General features: G+C 67.5%; 20 protein-coding genes. 12 read left to right on the top strand and 8 right to left on the bottom strand.

All coding sequences use genetic code 11. The features are described from left to right. Positions 1-54: 54 nt before the first annotated feature. The 6 genes from ACSX1D_RS14435 (at position 55) to ACSX1D_RS14410 (ending at position 5577) form a co-directional block, all read left to right on the top strand. Positions 55-927, top strand: a complete 873-nt coding sequence (locus tag ACSX1D_RS14435; RefSeq protein WP_439859157.1) for an FHA domain-containing protein — start codon at positions 55-57, stop codon at positions 925-927. A 37-nt stretch (positions 928-964) separates the two neighbouring features. Beyond that, on the top strand, positions 965-1264 hold the full coding sequence (locus tag ACSX1D_RS14430; protein ID WP_439859156.1) for a hypothetical protein: 300 nt from the start codon (positions 965-967) through the stop codon (positions 1262-1264). Between the two features lie 71 nt (positions 1265-1335). Beyond that, entirely contained in the window at positions 1336-2487 is a 1152-nt protein-coding gene (locus tag ACSX1D_RS14425; RefSeq protein ID WP_439859155.1) for an efflux RND transporter periplasmic adaptor subunit, read from the top strand. Continuing rightward, on the top strand, positions 2484-3167 hold the full coding sequence (locus ACSX1D_RS14420) for an ABC transporter ATP-binding protein (protein ID WP_439859154.1): 684 nt from the start codon (positions 2484-2486) through the stop codon (positions 3165-3167). The genes ACSX1D_RS14425 and ACSX1D_RS14420 overlap by 4 nt, the downstream gene beginning before the upstream one ends. After that, complete coding sequence (locus tag ACSX1D_RS14415) at positions 3167-4381, top strand: ABC transporter permease (protein WP_439859153.1); 1215 nt, start codon at positions 3167-3169, stop codon at positions 4379-4381. Before ACSX1D_RS14420 ends, ACSX1D_RS14415 begins: the two co-directional genes overlap by 1 nt. Then, complete coding sequence (locus ACSX1D_RS14410) at positions 4381-5577, top strand: ABC transporter permease (RefSeq protein ID WP_439859152.1); 1197 nt, start codon at positions 4381-4383, stop codon at positions 5575-5577. Before ACSX1D_RS14415 ends, ACSX1D_RS14410 begins: the two co-directional genes overlap by 1 nt. Before the next feature lie 16 nt (positions 5578-5593). Here the strand turns inward: ACSX1D_RS14410 and ACSX1D_RS14405 are convergent, their stop codons facing one another. Together ACSX1D_RS14405 and ACSX1D_RS14400 are read right to left on the bottom strand one after the other, a co-directional pair. Beyond that, complete coding sequence (locus ACSX1D_RS14405) at positions 5594-5848, bottom strand: hypothetical protein (protein WP_439859151.1); 255 nt, start codon at positions 5846-5848, stop codon at positions 5594-5596. Positions 5849-5980: 132 nt separating this feature from the next. After that, the gene (locus ACSX1D_RS14400; RefSeq protein WP_439859150.1) at positions 5981-6589 is read right to left on the bottom strand and encodes a hypothetical protein; all 609 of its coding nucleotides are present in this window, start codon (positions 6587-6589) and stop codon (positions 5981-5983) included. 221 nt (positions 6590-6810) lie between these two features. Here ACSX1D_RS14400 and ACSX1D_RS14395 point away from each other — a divergent pair, with 221 nt between their 5' ends. Then, positions 6811-7140, top strand: a complete 330-nt coding sequence (locus ACSX1D_RS14395; RefSeq protein WP_439859149.1) for a carboxymuconolactone decarboxylase family protein — start codon at positions 6811-6813, stop codon at positions 7138-7140. Positions 7141-7167: 27 nt separating this feature from the next. Here ACSX1D_RS14395 and ACSX1D_RS14390 read toward each other — a convergent pair whose 3' ends face one another. Both ACSX1D_RS14390 and ACSX1D_RS14385 read right to left on the bottom strand, forming a co-directional pair. Continuing rightward, on the bottom strand, positions 7168-7869 hold the full coding sequence (locus ACSX1D_RS14390; RefSeq protein WP_439859148.1) for a YebC/PmpR family DNA-binding transcriptional regulator: 702 nt from the start codon (positions 7867-7869) through the stop codon (positions 7168-7170). A gap of 197 nt (positions 7870-8066) precedes the next feature. Continuing rightward, positions 8067-9377 (bottom strand): MFS transporter, encoded by a 1311-nt coding sequence (locus ACSX1D_RS14385; protein WP_439859147.1) that lies wholly within the window; start codon positions 9375-9377, stop codon positions 8067-8069. A gap of 146 nt (positions 9378-9523) precedes the next feature. Here ACSX1D_RS14385 and ACSX1D_RS14380 point away from each other — a divergent pair, with 146 nt between their 5' ends. After that, complete coding sequence (locus tag ACSX1D_RS14380; protein WP_439859146.1) at positions 9524-9955, top strand: universal stress protein; 432 nt, start codon at positions 9524-9526, stop codon at positions 9953-9955. Between the two features lie 30 nt (positions 9956-9985). On the opposite strand, the gene ACSX1D_RS14375 is transcribed toward ACSX1D_RS14380, so the two are convergent. Beyond that, on the bottom strand, positions 9986-10540 hold the full coding sequence (locus tag ACSX1D_RS14375) for a carboxymuconolactone decarboxylase family protein (RefSeq protein ID WP_439859145.1): 555 nt from the start codon (positions 10538-10540) through the stop codon (positions 9986-9988). Between the two features lie 148 nt (positions 10541-10688). Here ACSX1D_RS14375 and ACSX1D_RS14370 point away from each other — a divergent pair, with 148 nt between their 5' ends. From ACSX1D_RS14370 to ACSX1D_RS14360, 3 genes are all read left to right on the top strand, one after another. Further along, positions 10689-11297, top strand: a complete 609-nt coding sequence (locus tag ACSX1D_RS14370) for a TetR/AcrR family transcriptional regulator (protein WP_439859144.1) — start codon at positions 10689-10691, stop codon at positions 11295-11297. Between the two features lie 111 nt (positions 11298-11408). Continuing rightward, positions 11409-11840: a universal stress protein gene (locus ACSX1D_RS14365; RefSeq protein WP_439859143.1), complete on the top strand. Its 432-nt coding sequence runs from the start codon at positions 11409-11411 to the stop codon at positions 11838-11840. Between the two features lie 140 nt (positions 11841-11980). Beyond that, a complete protein-coding gene (locus ACSX1D_RS14360; protein ID WP_439859142.1) occupies positions 11981-12859 on the top strand; it encodes an EamA family transporter in 879 nt (292 codons plus the stop codon). A gap of 109 nt (positions 12860-12968) precedes the next feature. On the opposite strand, the gene ACSX1D_RS14355 is transcribed toward ACSX1D_RS14360, so the two are convergent. Beyond that, positions 12969-13250: a peptidylprolyl isomerase gene (locus ACSX1D_RS14355; protein WP_439859141.1), complete on the bottom strand. Its 282-nt coding sequence runs from the start codon at positions 13248-13250 to the stop codon at positions 12969-12971. 169 nt (positions 13251-13419) lie between these two features. On the opposite strand from ACSX1D_RS14355, the gene ACSX1D_RS14350 reads away from it, so the two are divergent. Next, the gene (locus ACSX1D_RS14350) at positions 13420-13758 is read left to right on the top strand and encodes a hypothetical protein (RefSeq protein ID WP_439859140.1); all 339 of its coding nucleotides are present in this window, start codon (positions 13420-13422) and stop codon (positions 13756-13758) included. A 32-nt stretch (positions 13759-13790) separates the two neighbouring features. Here ACSX1D_RS14350 and ACSX1D_RS14345 read toward each other — a convergent pair whose 3' ends face one another. Beyond that, entirely contained in the window at positions 13791-14156 is a 366-nt protein-coding gene (locus tag ACSX1D_RS14345; protein WP_439859139.1) for an STAS/SEC14 domain-containing protein, read from the bottom strand. Between the two features lie 155 nt (positions 14157-14311). Further along, entirely contained in the window at positions 14312-14806 is a 495-nt protein-coding gene (locus tag ACSX1D_RS14340) for a PaaI family thioesterase (RefSeq protein ID WP_439859138.1), read from the bottom strand. Between the last annotated feature and the right edge of the window lie 141 nt (positions 14807-14947).

Below are 14947 nucleotides of genomic sequence, written 5' to 3'. Positions count from 1 at the left end.
GGCGCGTAACGGGTCGCCCCATCGGTTCGGGTCATTCTCGAGGCAGTACGGAACATGCTCAGAATTCAGTTCAGTGACAATCGTCAGGCGCCCATCTGGCTGGCGGACGAGCGCTTCACCATAGGCCACGACAGCCGCAACAGCCTGGTGCTGGACGATCCGCAGATCGCCCCGTTCCATGCCGAGGTACGCCAGGACCACGGCTACTACTACCTCAGCGACTGCGGCAGTCAGAGCGGCACCTTCGTCAACGACGAACGCATCGCCGCGCGCTACCAGTTGCGCGCCAACGACCGGGTACGTCTGGGCACCCTGGAGCTGCAGCTGCTCGATCCGGCCAGGAGCAGGTCGAAGAGCGATGCGGCGCCGCGCTGGTTCCTCCAGGTGATCAAGGGCGAACACGAAGGCAAGAAGTTCCACGTCCATGGTTCGATGACCTTCGGTCGCTCGGCCAAGTGCGAGATGAGTTTCAGCGACCTGGAGCTGTCCCGCCGGCATTGCGAGTTCTTCCTCAAGGACGACGTGCTGGAGGTCAAGGACCTGGCCTCGGCCAACGGCGTGCTGGTCAACCAGCAGAAGGTGACGACCGCGGTGTTGCAGCCGGGTGACCAGTTGAAGATGGGTTCGGTGAGCCTGCTGGTGATAGGGCCCAAGGTCTCGGTGGCGCCGGCCCCGGACGAGGACGCCACCCAGTTCATGCGCGCCATCGACCTGCCCAGGCCGCTCAAGGGCAAGGCCGCCGCCTCTGGAGCGGGCCCCCTCAACCCGTTGCGCGGCGCGGCCCAGGCCCAGCCCGCCGGCGCGCCTGCGGCGCCGGCGCAGAAGCCCAGGCAGCGACTCAGTGGCGTGGCGTCGTTGGGCCTGGCGCTGCTGGCGCTTCTCCTGTTCGGGGTCGCTGCGACCCTGGCGGCCAAGGTCCTGCTCTAGCCGGGGCTGGCGCCGCCCCAGAGCAATGGCGGTGTCAATGTCCGCATCAGACCAGTACGGTTTGCCCAAGCGTGCGGCGCTGGCGGGGAGCATCGCCCGCCTGCCGTCCTCAAGGCTGCACGACGAGCTGGCGGACGTGCTTTTGGCATGCATCGGGCGCAGCCGCGAGCTGCTCGCCGGACTTGGCGCCTGGGTGTTCCTGCCGGTTGCCGTGGCCGTATGGCCATCGGCCCCTTCTGCGGCGCGGCCGCTAGCCTTTTCGCTCGGCTGGTTCGGGCGCCGCTCTGTCGGCGCCGATGCCGAAGCGAACCAAGAACGGTTATCAGGCGACCAATAGCCGAAATGCCTCGTTGCATCTGAGGGGGGCTGTCCTAGGCTCAAGATGCCAGTGTCAAAATAGAGGCACATATGCGTAGCCTATCGATCAGTCTAGTGATATTTGCCGGAATTCTGGCGGCTGGTTGGTGGTGGAGCCGCCCCCAGCCCCTGCCCGTGCAGCTGGTCGCGGTGGAGAGAGGACCGGTGGAGACGCTGGTGGCCAATACCCGCGCCGGCACCCTCAAGTCCTGCCGGCGTTCGCGTCTGTCGTTCAATATCGGCGGCCAGGTCAGCGAGCTGCTGGTCGACGAGGGGCAGTCGGTGAAGGCCGGTCAGGTGCTGATGCGCCTGCGTCAGGATGATCGTCTGGCCCGGGTGCAGGAGGCCGAGGCGCGCCTCGATGCCTCACGCAATGCCCGCGAGCAGTCCTGTCGCCAGGCCAGGCTCGATCAGCGTGACTACCAGCGCCTGGAGCGCCTGGCGGCGCGCAAGCTGGTGGCCGCCGACCGCCTGGACCAGGCCGAGACTCGCGCCCGGCTGGCGCAGCTGTCCTGCACCTCCAGCGATGCGCAGATTCGCCAGGCCGATGCCAACCTGGCGCTGCAGCGCGCGCTGCTGGATCAGGCCAGCCTGCGTGCGCCGTTCTCCGGGACGGTGGCGCAGATCAATGGCGAGCTGGGCGAGTTCGTCACCCCTTCGCCGCCAGGCATCCCGACCCCGCCGGCGGTGGACCTGATCGACGACAGCTGCCTGTACGTGGATGCGCCGATCGACGAGGTCGACGCCGGTCGTGTGCGCATCGGCATGCCGGTGCGCATCAGCCTGGATGCCTTTCGTGGGCGCTCGTTCGCCGGCCAGGTGAGCCGCATCGCGCCCTTCGTCCGCGAGCTCGAGAAGCAGGCGCGCACCGTCGATGTCGAGGTGCGCTTCGTCCAGTTGCCCGTGGATGTGGCCCTGCTGACCGGCTATAGCGCCGATGTGGAGATACTCCTGGAGCAGAGCGTCGCGGGTCTGCGCATCCCCACCGAAACCCTGCTGGAGGGCCGTCGCGTGCTGCGCTACGACCCCAATACCGGCTTGCTGCGCGAGGTGGCCCTGAACACCGGCTTGGCCAACTGGCGCTGGACCGAGGTGCTCGGCGGACTGGAGGAGGGCGAGCGGATCCTCGCCAGTCTCGATCAGGAAGGCCTCAAGGACGGCATCTCGGTGATCCTGGCCGAGCAACTGGAGTCGCGGCGATGATTAGGCTGTGCGGGCTGACGCGCTGCTTCCAGGCCGGCGAGCAGCGGGTGATGGGCCTCGACGCCCTGGACCTGGAGGTCGCCGCCGGCGATTACCTGGCGGTGATGGGGCCGTCCGGCTCCGGCAAGTCGACCCTGCTCAATATCCTCGGCCTGCTGGATGCGCCGGATGCCGGCGAGTACTGGCTGAATGGCGAGGCCACCGCGCCCCTCGCCGAGGCGCGTCGCGCCGAACTGCGCAGCCGCTGGATCGGCTTCGTGTTCCAGTCGTACCACCTGATACCGCGCCTGGACGCCCTGGAGAACATCGAGCTGCCGATGGTCCTGGCCGGCATCGAGCCCGAGGTGCGCCGCCAGCGCAGCCTCGAGCTGGTCGAGCGCCTGGGGCTGGGCAGTCGCCTGCGGCATCGGCCGGGGGAGCTGTCCGGCGGCCAGTGCCAGCGGGTGGCGATTGCGCGGGCCATGGCCATGCAGCCTGAGCTGCTGCTGGCCGACGAGCCCACCGGCAACCTCGACAGCCGGGCCGGCGAAGAGGTGTTCACCTTGCTCGAGGAACTCAATGCCGAGGGCCTGACGCTGATCGTGGTGACCCACGATGCCCGGCACGCGGCCCGTGCCCGGCGCCAGCTCAGGCTGTGTGACGGGCGCACGGTGCACGAGGCGAGCCGGGAGCTGGCCTGATGCGCGCCGCCGACGCCGTGCAGCTGTGGTTCGGCGCCCTGCGCGGGCATCGCTCGCGCAGCCTGATGCTGCTCCTGGCCGTGGGCATCGGCGTGCTCGCGGTGATCCTGTTGACCGGTCTGGGCGAGGGCGCGCGGGCCTTCGTGCTCAACGAGTTCTCCAGCCTCGGGCGCAACACCCTGATCATCCTCCCGGGCCGCAATGAGACCACCGGTGGCATGCCGCCGATCACCGGCCTGTCGCCGCGCGAGTTGACGGCCCAGGATGCTCGGGCCATCGCGCGCCTGCCCCATGTGCGGCGGGTCGCGCCGCAGCAGGCCGGACAGCTGCAGGTCAGCGCCGGCAATCGCAGCCGTGATGCCCTGGCCCTGGGCACCAGCCGAGAGTTCTTCGCCATTCGCCAATTGCGGGTCGCCCAGGGGCAGTCCCTGCCGGAGCTGGCTTACGACCAGGCCGAAGCGGTCTGCGTGATCGGCGCGCGCCTGCGCCGGGAGCTGTTCGGCTCCGGGCCGGCCCTCGGCCAGTGGCTGCGTGCCGGCGACCGGCGTTTCCGGGTGATCGGTGTCCTCGCGCCGCGCGGCGAATCCTTCGGCATGGACTTCAACGAGCTGCTGATCATTCCGCTGGCCAGTGCCCAGGCGCTGTTCAACCGCGAGGGCTTGCTGCGGGTGTTCGCCGAGATCCAGGGGCCGCGCTTCCTGGCCAGCAGCCAGGTGCAGATACTTGCCACGCTCAGGGCGCGCCATGGCGGCGACGAGGACGTCACCCTGATCAGCCAGGGCAGCCTGCTCGGCGCCTTCACCGATATTCTGGCGACCCTGACCCTGGCGGTGAGCGGGATAGCCGCCATCAGCCTGCTGGTGGCCGGCATCCTGATCATGAACGTGACCTGGATCTCGGTCAGCCAGCGCACCGCCGAAATCGGCCTGCTCAAGGCCATAGGCGCGACGGCGGCACAGGTGCGCCTGCTGTTTCTCGGCGAGGCGGCGCTGCTGGCCCTCGGCGGCGCCCTGGCCGGGCTGCTGCTCGGCGAACTGTTGCTCTGGTGCGTGCGTCTGCTGGTGCAACTGCCCCTGTATGCCCCTTGGTGGGCGCGGATCGGCGCCCTGGCCTTGGCGCTGGCCAGTGCCCTGCTGTTCGCCTGGCTGCCGGCCAGCCGTGGCGCGGCCATGGCACCGGTGGCGGCCCTGCGGCCCTTGGCGGGAGGTCACTGATGTACCTGCACGATGGCCTGCGGCTGACCGGCTCGGCCCTGCTCAGCCGGCCGCTGCGCAGCCTGCTGACGCTGCTCGGGGTGGCCATCGGCATCGCCGCTATGGCGCTGCTCACCGCCATAGGCGAAGGCCTGCGGGGTTACGTGCAGGACAACTTCGCCCAGTTCGGCACCCGCAATGTGTCGATCCGCCCGGGGTTGAACAAGACCGCCGGTCTCGGCGCCCTGCTCGGCAGCGTGCGCCCGCTGAGCATCGCCGACGCCGATGCGCTGCGCCGTCTGCCCCATGTCGAGGCGGTGGTGCCGATCATCCAGGGCCACGGCGATGTGCAGTACGGCCGTCTCGATCGGCGCATCGGCATCCTCGGCAGCGGCCACCAGATGGCCCAGGCCTGGCGCTTCCAGCTGGCCATGGGCGAGTTCCTGCCCGAGCCACGCGATGGTCGCTCGCCGCCTTACGTGGTGCTCGGCCACACCCTGCGCGAGGAGCTGTTCGGCGCGGCCAACCCCCTCGGCCAGATGGTCCGCGTCGGCGGCATGCGCTTCCGGGTGATCGGGGTGATGGAGGAGAAGGGCAACCTGCTCGGCTTCGATATCGACGACATCGCCTACATCCCGGTGGACTGGGCGCAATACCTGTTCAACCGCAACGGCCTGGCGAAGATCAACCTGGTATTCAATGGCGGCACCAGCTCCGCGGCGCTCAGCGAACAGATCCGCCAGCTGCTGCGCGAGCGCCACGGCGGCGAGGACTTCAGCCTGACCACCCAGGACGACATGCTGCGCAGCCTCGACCGCATTCTGGGCATCCTCAGCCTGGTGGTCGGCGCCCTGGGGAGTATTTCGCTGCTGGTCGGGGCGGTCGGCATCCTCACCATCATGACCACCACGGTCGGCGAACGCGCCGCGGAGATAGGCCTGCTGCGCGCCATAGGCGCCACGCCACAGCAGGTGCTGGGCCTGTTTCTCGGCGAGGCACTGCTGCTGTCCGTGCTGGGCGGGGTGTTGGGGCTGCTGCTGATGGGGCTGTTGCTGCTGGCCTTGCACCTGTTGTTGCCTGGCTTGCCCCTCAGCCTGCAGCCGCTGTTGCTGCTGCTGGCGCTGCTGCTGGCCGCGCTGATCGGCGTGCTGGCCGGCATCGCCCCGGCGCGTCGGGCGGCGCGCCTGCAGCCGGTTCAGGCGTTGCACTGCGAATAGCCCGGGCGGGTCGGCGTCAGCTGCGCCGTGGTTCCGCTGCTGGCTGCGCGTCGAGGTCCGGCCCGGCATTGGACTGAGGCTGCCCGGGCTTGAGCAGGGCGCGACGAACCCGTTCGTAGTCTTCGTAGGGCAGGCCGCTGCGGCTCAGCAGTTCGAGGGAAAACTGCCTGATCTCGGCGTCGCTGTAAGGGCGCTCGGCTGGTGGCGCGGAGCTGCAGCCGGCAAGCGCCAGGCTGAGGCCGGCGAGGATGAGGGCAATGGGGCGTTGCATCGGAGTACCTGTGGGTGGCTGCGGTAACGGCAGGCGCACAGGCTACTGGGCGGTGGGGCGAAGCTGAAATCATTCGCCTCGATAGTGGCTATCGGCTGCTGGTTGTCCGGGGTGGCCAGCAGCCGTGCAGCATCAGTCCAGCGAGGGCGAGGCAACCGCGCCGCGCGGGTCGAAGGAGCCCCGGTGCAGGCCGGTGTCCACGGCCATCAGCGGCGAATTGTTGACCCATACGTCGTCGATCACCAGGGTTCTGCCGCTGTTCGCGTCATTCGCCGCCACCAGCAGATAGTAGGTGCCATCTTCCGGCGCCTCGCCATCCCAGCCGAGGCTCTGCGGGCCGACGCCGCTCAGCGCGCGCGATTTCTGGCTGGCGATCACCGCACCGTTGGCATCGAGCAGCAGCGCGTGAGGTGTCAGGGCCAGCTCGTTCAGCTCCAGGCAGGCGTCGTCGCACAGCGAGCTGACGTTGAGCCGGTAGCGCTCACCCTGCTTCAGTTGCAGGGCGAAGACCCGGTAGTCGGCCAGCGAACGGCCGAGCGCCAGACGCGGTTGCTCGCTGCCGTTGCCACGCGGCGCCGGCAGCAGGGCGGGATTCACCGGCAGGGGAATCGCCGCGGCATCATGCACGGCCGCCAGGGTGCTGGTGGGGAGGGCGCTGTGGTCGGCTTGCTGAGTCCCCTGCTGGGGACCGGCGCAGGCGCCCAGCAGCAGGCAGGCGCCCAGGGTGAAGAGCTTGTGCACGGTGAATCTCCTGTGTGAACGACGTCCTTGTGTGCGTTTCCTGCCTTCCGGCGCGGAAGCCGCCCACTATAGCCGTTTATCCCGCTCGTTACTGTGACCGATGCCCAGGGTTGGCCTCGTGCTGGGCCATCCAGCGCTGCGCCGTCGTGAGCGGCGCTGGCCGACTACCCTGAAGTAGACCCTTCTAGCAGGCGCCGAGCGCCAATCTTCGGGAGACCCACATGGAACGGCACAAGAAACTCGACACCTACGGTCGGTTCAAGAAGCAGCATCCGGACTATTTCGCGGCGGTGGAGGCGCTGGGCGTGGCGGTGCGCGATGTCGGGCCGTTGGACGAGCGTCAGGTGCAGTTGGTGCAGCTCGGCGCGGCCGCGGCGATTCGCTCCGAGGGGGCGGTGCACAGCCATGCCCGGCGGGCCCTGGAGGCGGGGGCGAGTGCGGAACAGGTGCGCCATGCCTTGCTGGCGCTCACCAGTACCATAGGTTTCCCGACCGTGATCGCGGCCCTGAGCTGGGCCGAGGAGATCATCGCCGACGCCGCGCAGCCTTAGGGCCGCGGCGCCGGCAACGGCTCGGGCTTAGCCCGAGAGACCTACGTAGACGTTCTGCACGTCGTCATGGCCGTCGATGGCCTCGAGGAAGGCCTCGACTTCTTCCAGCTGCTCGGGCGTCAGGCTGGTGACCGGGTTCTTCGGCCGGTAGCCCAGCTTGGCCGAGTTGACCGTGAAACCTTGCTCCGGCAGGGCGCGGCTGACGGCGTCGAGGTCGGTCGGCTCGGTGATGAACAGGGTGTTGTCTTCATCGGCGAGGTCGAAATCCTGGGCGCCGGCTTCGATCGCCGCCAGTTCCGGATCGGCGCCGCTGTCGCTGGAGGCTTCGATCAGGCCGACGTGGTCGAAGTCCCAGGTCACCGAGCCGGAGGCGCCGAGCTGGCCCTTGCGGAACAGCACGCGGATCTCGGCGACGGTGCGGTTGACGTTGTCGGTCAGGCACTCGACGATCACCGGAACCTGGTGCGGGGCGAAGCCTTCGTAGGTGGTGCGCTCGAAGTTGACGGTCTCGCCGGTCAGGCCCGCGCCCTTCTTGATCGCCCGCTCCAGGGTGTCCTTGGGCATCGAGGCTTTCTTGGCCTGATGCACGGCCAGGCGCAGCTTGGGGTTCATGTCCGGGTCGGCGCCGTTGCGCGCGGCGATCATGATTTCCTTCACCAGCCGGCCGAAGATCTTGCCTCTGGCGTTGGCGGCGGCTTCTTTAGGTTTGGCTTTCCACTGAGCGCCCATGGATGTCCTCTCGGTCTGTGCGGTCGGATGAGTCGCGTGACTGCGGCAGAGGCGGGCGGCCAGGTGAGTGGCGTGGCCGGCCGCCGGCAGGCAGGCGCAGGTCAGCCGCGGATTTTAGTCGGTCTGCCGCTTGCTGGCACCCCCTCAAATGCACCGTTGGGCGCGTCGCTTGTGGCCGCCTCTGGTGCCGTTGTGGCTCATTCGGCCTCCGGCAGTGTGGCGGCCATCGCCGCGCCCAGCGCGCCGAGCAGCGACAGCAGGAGGATGATCTGGCTGACCGCCAGCACCGAGCCTAGGGCACCGGCAAAGCCCAGCAGCAACAGGACGAGGCCGATCAGGGTATTGCCCACCGCCACATAATCGGTGCGCCGATTGCCCTGCGCCAGGTCGACCACGTAGGTCTTGCGGCCGATGCGCACGCCCTGGTGGGCGATGCTCAGGCCGAAGTACAGGGCCGGCAGCAGCCAGCCGATGGCCAGCCAGCCCGGTTGCAGGCTGTCGAGCAGGTAGACGACCAGGCCCAGGCTGGCGGTCAGCACGGCGGCGAGGATCATCACCCGGCGGCTGGAGAGGTCGGCGAAGCGCCCCCAGAGCGGCGCCGAGACCAGGCTCGCGGCGCCGCTGGCAAGCATGAACAGTCCCAGCGTGGCGGCGGCCGAGCCGAGCTTCTGCTGGGCCAGCACCACGTAGTAGGGCGCGGTCAGGGCCGAACATAGCAGCAGCGCGCGGGTGATGACGAAGCGCCGGAACGGCGGGTCGCTGCGCAGGATGTCCAGGCGCTTGAGGGCCGCGACCACGGCATTGCCGCCGCCCTCGGTCTCCCCGGGCAACTCATTGATGCGCGCGTAGATCGCCGCGGCGATCAGCCACAGCAGGCCGGCGCCGGCCAGCAGCAGAGCGTAGGCCTGGGGTGGCAGCCGCTCGCTGGCGCCGAGCAGCAACAGCAGGGCCAGGCCGACGGTGACCAGGCCGGCGGTGCTGGCCGACCAGCCGTTGACCTGGCCGCGGCGGGTCTTGGGGATGGTCTTGCCGAGCACGTCCTTCGAGGCCACCGAGCTCAAGCCGCGGGCCAGGCTGAACAGCACCAGCAGGCCGATGATCGCCCAGCCGGCCGCCGTGCCGTGCAGGGTCCAGGCCACCAGGCCGATGCCGCCGATGGCCGCGGCCTGGACCAGGCTGCCGGCGATCCAGACCCATTTTCGCACGGCCACCGCGCGGATATAGCTGGCGATGAACAGCTGGGGGATCAGCGAGCCGGATTCGCGGATCGGCACCAGAAAGCCGATCAGGTAGAGCGGCGCCTGCAGGGTCTCCATCACCCAGGGCAACACCACCTTCGGGTTGGCCAGGGCGTCGCCCAGCTTGGTGAAGAAGTGGCTGAGGATCATCAGCAGGAAATTGCCCGGCACATCGCGGCAGGCCTGCTCGTGGATGTCGGTGCAGACCCGCGCATCTTCCTCGTTGACCAGCTTGGCGTAGATGTTATGGCTGAGGCTGTGCTTGCTCATGGCCACTCCGTGGGCCTGCGCGGCGGCGTTGAGGGGCATGATGCCATGCCCGGGAGCCTGGCGCGCGGCGCCCGTCCCTTGGGCTGTCGGCCGGGGCGGAGAGCCGCTGGTCTATGCTTGCCTTGGGGACTTAGAGGAGAGCCGTGATGCGCACGATATTGCTGGCATTCGATGGTTCCGACAGCTCGAAACGCGCCGTGCAGTACGTCATCGACTTCGTCCGCTTTCACCAGGCCAAGCTGCAGGTGCATTTGATCAACGTGCAGCATGAGCCCCTGCTGTACGGCGAGTACGTCACCAGCGAGTTCGTCGAGCAGCTGCAGCAGTCGCTGCTGGCGGCCGCCGCCCAGGCCCTGGAGTGGCCGGCCGACCAGCTGGAGGAGGCCGGCATCGCCCACAAATCCCACACGGCGCTGGGCAACGTGGCCGAGCAGGTGAACGATGCGGTCAAGCAGTTGCAGTGCGACACCGTGGTCATGGGCACCCGTGGCCTGGGTACCGTGACCGGCATGCTGCTGGGGTCGGTGGCCACCCGGGTGATTCATGAGGTGGACGTGCCGGTGGTGCTGGTGAAGTAGCCAAACGGCCAGCGGCCTCGAGAATCCGCCCTACTCGGACTTGCTCCAGGCAAACGCCTTGAACGGCTCATCCACCGGCGTCTGGGCAAGGTGGTTGATGTAGTTGCTCATCACCTTCTGGCTCAGACCGAGCACCACGTCGAGCGCGTGCCGGCGGCTGTAGCCAGCATCGTAGAAGGCCTGCAGTTCGGCCTGGCTGACCACGCCGCGCTGGCGCAGCATGGCCAGGGTGAAGGTGCGCAGGGCCTCGAGCTTGTCGCTGGGCAGCGCCGTTTCGTTGCGCAGCGCCTCGACGATGGTGTCGGAGACCTTCATCGACTTGGCGATTGCGGTGTGCGCGGGCACGCAGTAGTGGCAGGCGTGTTCGACGTTGATGGTCTGCCAGACCACGGTCTGCTCGTCGGCATCGAAACTGCTGTGCAGAAACAGGTCGTGGAGCTGCTGATAGGCCTCCAGCACGCCCGGTGCCTCGGCCATCACCGCATGCAGGTTGGGAATCATGCCGAACGCCTTCATGGATTTCTCCAGCAGCGGTTTGGATTGCTCGGGGGCGGAAGCTTGGTCGTGAAGGGTGAAGTCGCTCATCGGGCTGTCCTCTTTATCTTGAGTGATCGTTCAGAAACGCATTCAACCCTAGCGGTAATTGAGTGATCGCTCAAGTTTATTTTGAGCAGTTGCTCAACAACCGCGACGGCGAGGATATACTCGCCATTTTCCCGAACGGTCACAGCGCATGCCGAGAACCTCCCGCTACGACAGGCAAACCGCCCTGGACAAGGCCGTGCTGCTGTTCTGGCAGCGCGGCTACTTCGCCACTTCGATGAAGCAGATCGAGGAGGCGCTGGATATGCGCCCGGGCAGCCTGTATGCCACCTTCGGCAGCAAGAGCGGGCTGTTCGGCGAGGCCCTGGATGAGTATTCGCGGCAGATGGCCGAGGAGCTGGCCGCTCATCTGGCGGACCAGCCGACGCTTGTTGCCGGGTTGCAGAGTTACCTGCGGGCGGTCGCCCGGCTCTGCCTGGCCGCGGAGCCGCCGCCGGCCCGTGCCTGCATGCTGGTCAAAACCCTGCTCGAGGTGAACGACCAGGAGCCGGCGTTGCAGCAACAGGTCAATCTCATCCTGCAGGGCGTCGAGGTCCGTTTCGCCGAACTCCTGCGGCTCGCCCAGCAAGCCGGCGAGCTGCGCCCGGAGGTCGATTGCCAGCGCCTGGCCCGCCTGCTGCAGGCGCAGCTGATCGGCCTGCGCGCCTTCGCCCAGCGCGATGTTCCTGCCCGGCATATCGATGAGCTGAGCGAGGACATGCTCGCCATGCTGGAGCCCTATCTGGCCTCGCCCGCCTGAGGGCTGATGCCGCCGTCCGCGCCAGCGGTCCGGTGGCCAGGCAGACATAGCGCTCCATCAGCCTGCCCAGGCCTATCTATGCTTTCAGTATGACGGCAGAGGAGATTCGCCATGCGCAAGGTACTGGTTGCATTCGATGGTTCCGACAGCGCGAAACGTGCCCTGCAGTACGTGATCGACTTCGCGCGCATTCATGACGCCACCCTGGAGGTGCACCTGCTCAACGTCCAGCATGAAGTGATGCTGTACGGTGAATATGTCAACGACGAGATGATCGCCAACATGCGCGAAACGCAGCTGGCCGAGGCTGGCGGGAAGCTCGAATGGCCGGCGGCCCAGCTCAAGGCCGCGGGCATCCAATGTGAGCGGCATGTGGCGCTCGGCAACGTGGCCGAGCAGGTCAATCTCGCGGTCAAGCGCCTGGAGTGCGACACGGTGGTGATGGGTACACGCGGCCTGGGCACCTTCACCGGCCTGCTGCTGGGCTCGGTGGCCACGCGGGTGATCCATGAGGTGCAGGTGCCGGTGCTGCTGGTGAAGTAGCGCCGGCAAGCCATGCGGCTCGCGCGAGCGCTGCGTAGCTCGGATGCCGCCACTGTGCGCCTCGATTGCCCCGTCACTGTAAATAGGCAGGCGCCAGCGTGGCTGGTCTAATGACGCCTTGCCCGTCATGAGAAAGCGCTATGTCACCCAAGGATCTGTTGTTGGCGCTGGTCGTGATCATCGTCTGGGGCCTGAATTTCGTGGTGATCAAGGTCGGCCTGCACGACATGCCGCCCATGCTGTTGGGGGCGCTGCGCTTCATGCTGGCGGCCTTTCCGGCGATTCTCCTGGTCAAGCGGCCGCAGCTGCCGCTGCGCTGGCTGCTGGCCTATGGCCTGACCATCTCCCTCGGCCAGTTCGCCTTCCTGTTCTCGGCCATGTCGGTGGGCATGCCGGCCGGCCTGGCCTCGGTGGTGTTGCAGTCCCAGGCGTTCTTTACCCTGTTCTTCGCCGTGCTGCTGCTCGGCGAGCGCCTGCGCGCGAGCAACGTGGTCGGCCTGCTGGTGGCGGCCGGCGGCCTGTTGCTGATCGCCTTGCAGAACGATTTCAGCATGACCCTCGCCGGTTTCGTGCTGACCATAGGCGCCGCCTCGATGTGGGCGCTGGGCAATATCGTCACGCGCAAGGTCGGCAAGGTGAACCTGGTGGGGCTGGTGGTCTGGGGCAGCCTGGTGCCGCCGCTGCCGTTCCTGGCGCTGTCCTGGATGCTGGAGGGGCCAGAGGCGATGGCGGCCGCACTGCGCGATATCAGCCTGGATTCGATCCTGGTGCTGATCTACCTGGCCTTCGGCGCGACCATTCTCGGCTACGGCCTGTGGAGCCGGCTGCTGTCGCGCTACCTGGCCAGCCAGGTGGCGCCGTTCTCGCTACTGGTGCCGGTGATCGGGCTGAGTTCTTCGGCACTGCTGCTGGGCGAGCGCTTCGGCGCGCTGCAGCTGCTCGGGGCGCTGCTGGTGATGCTTGGGCTGCTGATCAACGTCTGGGGCGGCTGGCTGTATGGGCGCTTGCGCCTGGCCTGAGGGGGCTGCTGGAGAGTCGCCGGCCTTGCGCGGCTGCTCCGCGTGGGACCGAGGGGGAAGGGGATGACAAGCGCCCCCGCAGCCCTGTGCGGAGCGGGGGCGATCAGGATCAGTCCTGGCGGCTGGTGACTTCCAGCAGGTGGTAACCGAACTGGGTCTTTACCGGGCCTTGCACGACATTCAGCGGGGCGCTGAATACCACGGTGTCGAATTCCTTGACCATCTGGCCCGGGCCGAACGAGCCGAGGTCGCCGCCATTGCGGCCGGACGGGCAGGTGGAGTTGTCTTTGGCGATCTGGGCGAAGTCGGCACCGCCTTCGATGGCGGCTTTCAGTTCATTGCACTTGTCTTCGGTGGCAACCAGGATGTGACGGGCAGTGGCGCGGGCCATGGGGGATACTCCTTTCAATGAAGCTGCAAAGCCTACCGCAATAGTCCGCTCAATCAAATGCCGGCGCCCGGCCCGCAGCCGCATGAGGAAGCGGCACCTGCAGACTTGTTGGCTAGAATTGCTCAGGAAGGCGCGAGGTGCCCAGGCGCCCACATCAGGAGGTGACCGCATGAATACCCTGACCATCGACGGCTGGCACAAACCGGCCAGCGACAAGAAGTCCACCCCAATGGGGCAGTTCCATTTCCGCGTCAACGAGTCGGACCACTTGCGTCTGGAGCAGGCCGAGGAACGGCTGCAGCAGACCGACGAGAAGGAGGTGTTCATCGACGTCGACATGAGCACCATGGAGCTGGTCACCCCGGAGGAGTGCGGCCCGCTGGCCGACTGCCAGCTGCGTGTCTACCTGAGTGCCGGCCAGCGCGGCCAGTTCCATCTGGTAGGGCACCGCCAGAGCGACGGCACCCTGGTGTACACCAATGCGGTGATGGTCGATCAGCTGGGTTAGTCGCGAAGGGCGGCCGGCCCGTGCAACCGCAGCTATTCCAGAAGCCAGGTCTCGGCTGCGGCCTTCTCGGTTGGGTCGAACGCCTTGATCGTCAGGCCGGGAATCAGCGCGCCTTCGATCTCGCTGGCCTTTCTCAGCCATTCCTTGTCGGCGACCACGGCGATGCGGTCGAACTGGCGAACGAAGCGGAACAGCTCGGGCAAGCGTGACAGCTCGATGGCGATGGCGCCGAGGGTGGGGAACTCGAACTCGCTGACGCGATAGAGTATCCGGCCGTGACGGATACCCTCGGAATGCTCGATCAGCTGGTTGAGTGCCATCTGCATGTCGGCGCTGTCGAGCTTGCCGGCAAAGTCGACATCGATGCGGTTCTCGCCGTTGCGGCTCACCTTGAACATAACCACCTCTGCACAGTGGGCTGTAGCTGCCACGATACGCCACCTGTGGCAGAAGGGTAACGGCCAAAGCAGCGGCGCTCGGGCGCCGCGCGCGGCTCTTCCCGGCCCAAGCCAGCCATCTAGCGCCCCGTGCCGTCGAGCCCAGCGGCCGAGAACTAGGCTTCGCGAGCGTGGGCCGCGGCGCGCAGCTGCTCGGTGTCGACGCGTACGAAGGTCGAATCGCCGATGGCGGTGAGCACGTCCTCGGCATACACCTCGCAGATCACCCGCGTCTTGCGCCCGACCTCGCCGTCGACCCGGGCGCGCAGGGTCAGGGGCACGCCCATCGGGGTCGGCTTGATGTACTTGATGCCGAGGTTGCCGGTGACGCAGTCGATCCGCGGCAGGCTGCCGGCTTCGCGTTGTTCCGCGCGGTAGTGGTAGGCCATGGCCGCCCAGTTCGAATGGCAGTCCACCAGCATGGCGATCAGCCCGCCGTAGACCAGGCCCGGCCAGCCGCAGTACTTGTCGTCCGGGCGGTACTCGGCCACTACATGCACGCCATCTGCATGCCAGTGGCTCTTGACGTGCAGGCCATGGGGATTACGGCTGCCGCAGCCGTAACAGACACCTTCCGGTGCGGCCAAATCTTGCAGGGGTGTGTCGTGCATGGGGGGAACCTGGTTCTGCCGTGTAGCCCTGCAGCCTAACGGCTTTCGGCGCGAAACTGAATCGACGGCGCCTGGCTCAGCTCAGGGATGAGCGGGCCGTCTCGCGTCAGCTGTCGCCCGCGCCAGCCGCACGACGCGCCC

Source organism: Pseudomonas sp. MBLB4136 (genome assembly GCF_051904765.1).
Taxonomy (GTDB): domain Bacteria; phylum Pseudomonadota; class Gammaproteobacteria; order Pseudomonadales; family Pseudomonadaceae; genus Aquipseudomonas.
This window is presented reverse-complemented; position numbering and strand designations above follow the sequence as displayed.

What these genes read in the sequence shown, in the direction of transcription:
- ACSX1D_RS14365 (WP_439859143.1), top strand. Translation starts at nt 11,409, where the DNA reads ATGCGCAAGGTACTGGTTGCATTCGATGGTTCCGACAGCGCGAAACGT.
- ACSX1D_RS14420 (WP_439859154.1), top strand. Translation starts at nt 2,484, where the DNA reads ATGATTAGGCTGTGCGGGCTGACGCGCTGCTTCCAGGCCGGCGAGCAG.
- ACSX1D_RS14345 (WP_439859139.1), bottom strand. Translation starts at nt 14,156, where the DNA reads ATGTTCAAGGTGAGCCGCAACGGCGAGAACCGCATCGATGTCGACTTT.
- ACSX1D_RS14360 (WP_439859142.1), top strand. Translation starts at nt 11,981, where the DNA reads ATGTCACCCAAGGATCTGTTGTTGGCGCTGGTCGTGATCATCGTCTGG.
- ACSX1D_RS14350 (WP_439859140.1), top strand. Translation starts at nt 13,420, where the DNA reads ATGAATACCCTGACCATCGACGGCTGGCACAAACCGGCCAGCGACAAG.
- ACSX1D_RS14385 (WP_439859147.1), bottom strand. Translation starts at nt 9,377, where the DNA reads ATGAGCAAGCACAGCCTCAGCCATAACATCTACGCCAAGCTGGTCAAC.
- ACSX1D_RS14355 (WP_439859141.1), bottom strand. Translation starts at nt 13,250, where the DNA reads ATGGCCCGCGCCACTGCCCGTCACATCCTGGTTGCCACCGAAGACAAG.
- ACSX1D_RS14425 (WP_439859155.1), top strand. Translation starts at nt 1,336, where the DNA reads ATGCGTAGCCTATCGATCAGTCTAGTGATATTTGCCGGAATTCTGGCG.
- ACSX1D_RS14380 (WP_439859146.1), top strand. Translation starts at nt 9,524, where the DNA reads ATGCGCACGATATTGCTGGCATTCGATGGTTCCGACAGCTCGAAACGC.
- ACSX1D_RS14395 (WP_439859149.1), top strand. Translation starts at nt 6,811, where the DNA reads ATGGAACGGCACAAGAAACTCGACACCTACGGTCGGTTCAAGAAGCAG.
- ACSX1D_RS14410 (WP_439859152.1), top strand. Translation starts at nt 4,381, where the DNA reads ATGTACCTGCACGATGGCCTGCGGCTGACCGGCTCGGCCCTGCTCAGC.
- ACSX1D_RS14430 (WP_439859156.1), top strand. Translation starts at nt 965, where the DNA reads ATGTCCGCATCAGACCAGTACGGTTTGCCCAAGCGTGCGGCGCTGGCG.
- ACSX1D_RS14435 (WP_439859157.1), top strand. Translation starts at nt 55, where the DNA reads ATGCTCAGAATTCAGTTCAGTGACAATCGTCAGGCGCCCATCTGGCTG.
- ACSX1D_RS14390 (WP_439859148.1), bottom strand. Translation starts at nt 7,869, where the DNA reads ATGGGCGCTCAGTGGAAAGCCAAACCTAAAGAAGCCGCCGCCAACGCC.
- ACSX1D_RS14415 (WP_439859153.1), top strand. Translation starts at nt 3,167, where the DNA reads ATGCGCGCCGCCGACGCCGTGCAGCTGTGGTTCGGCGCCCTGCGCGGG.
- ACSX1D_RS14405 (WP_439859151.1), bottom strand. Translation starts at nt 5,848, where the DNA reads ATGCAACGCCCCATTGCCCTCATCCTCGCCGGCCTCAGCCTGGCGCTT.
- ACSX1D_RS14375 (WP_439859145.1), bottom strand. Translation starts at nt 10,540, where the DNA reads ATGAGCGACTTCACCCTTCACGACCAAGCTTCCGCCCCCGAGCAATCC.
- ACSX1D_RS14370 (WP_439859144.1), top strand. Translation starts at nt 10,689, where the DNA reads ATGCCGAGAACCTCCCGCTACGACAGGCAAACCGCCCTGGACAAGGCC.
- ACSX1D_RS14340 (WP_439859138.1), bottom strand. Translation starts at nt 14,806, where the DNA reads ATGCACGACACACCCCTGCAAGATTTGGCCGCACCGGAAGGTGTCTGT.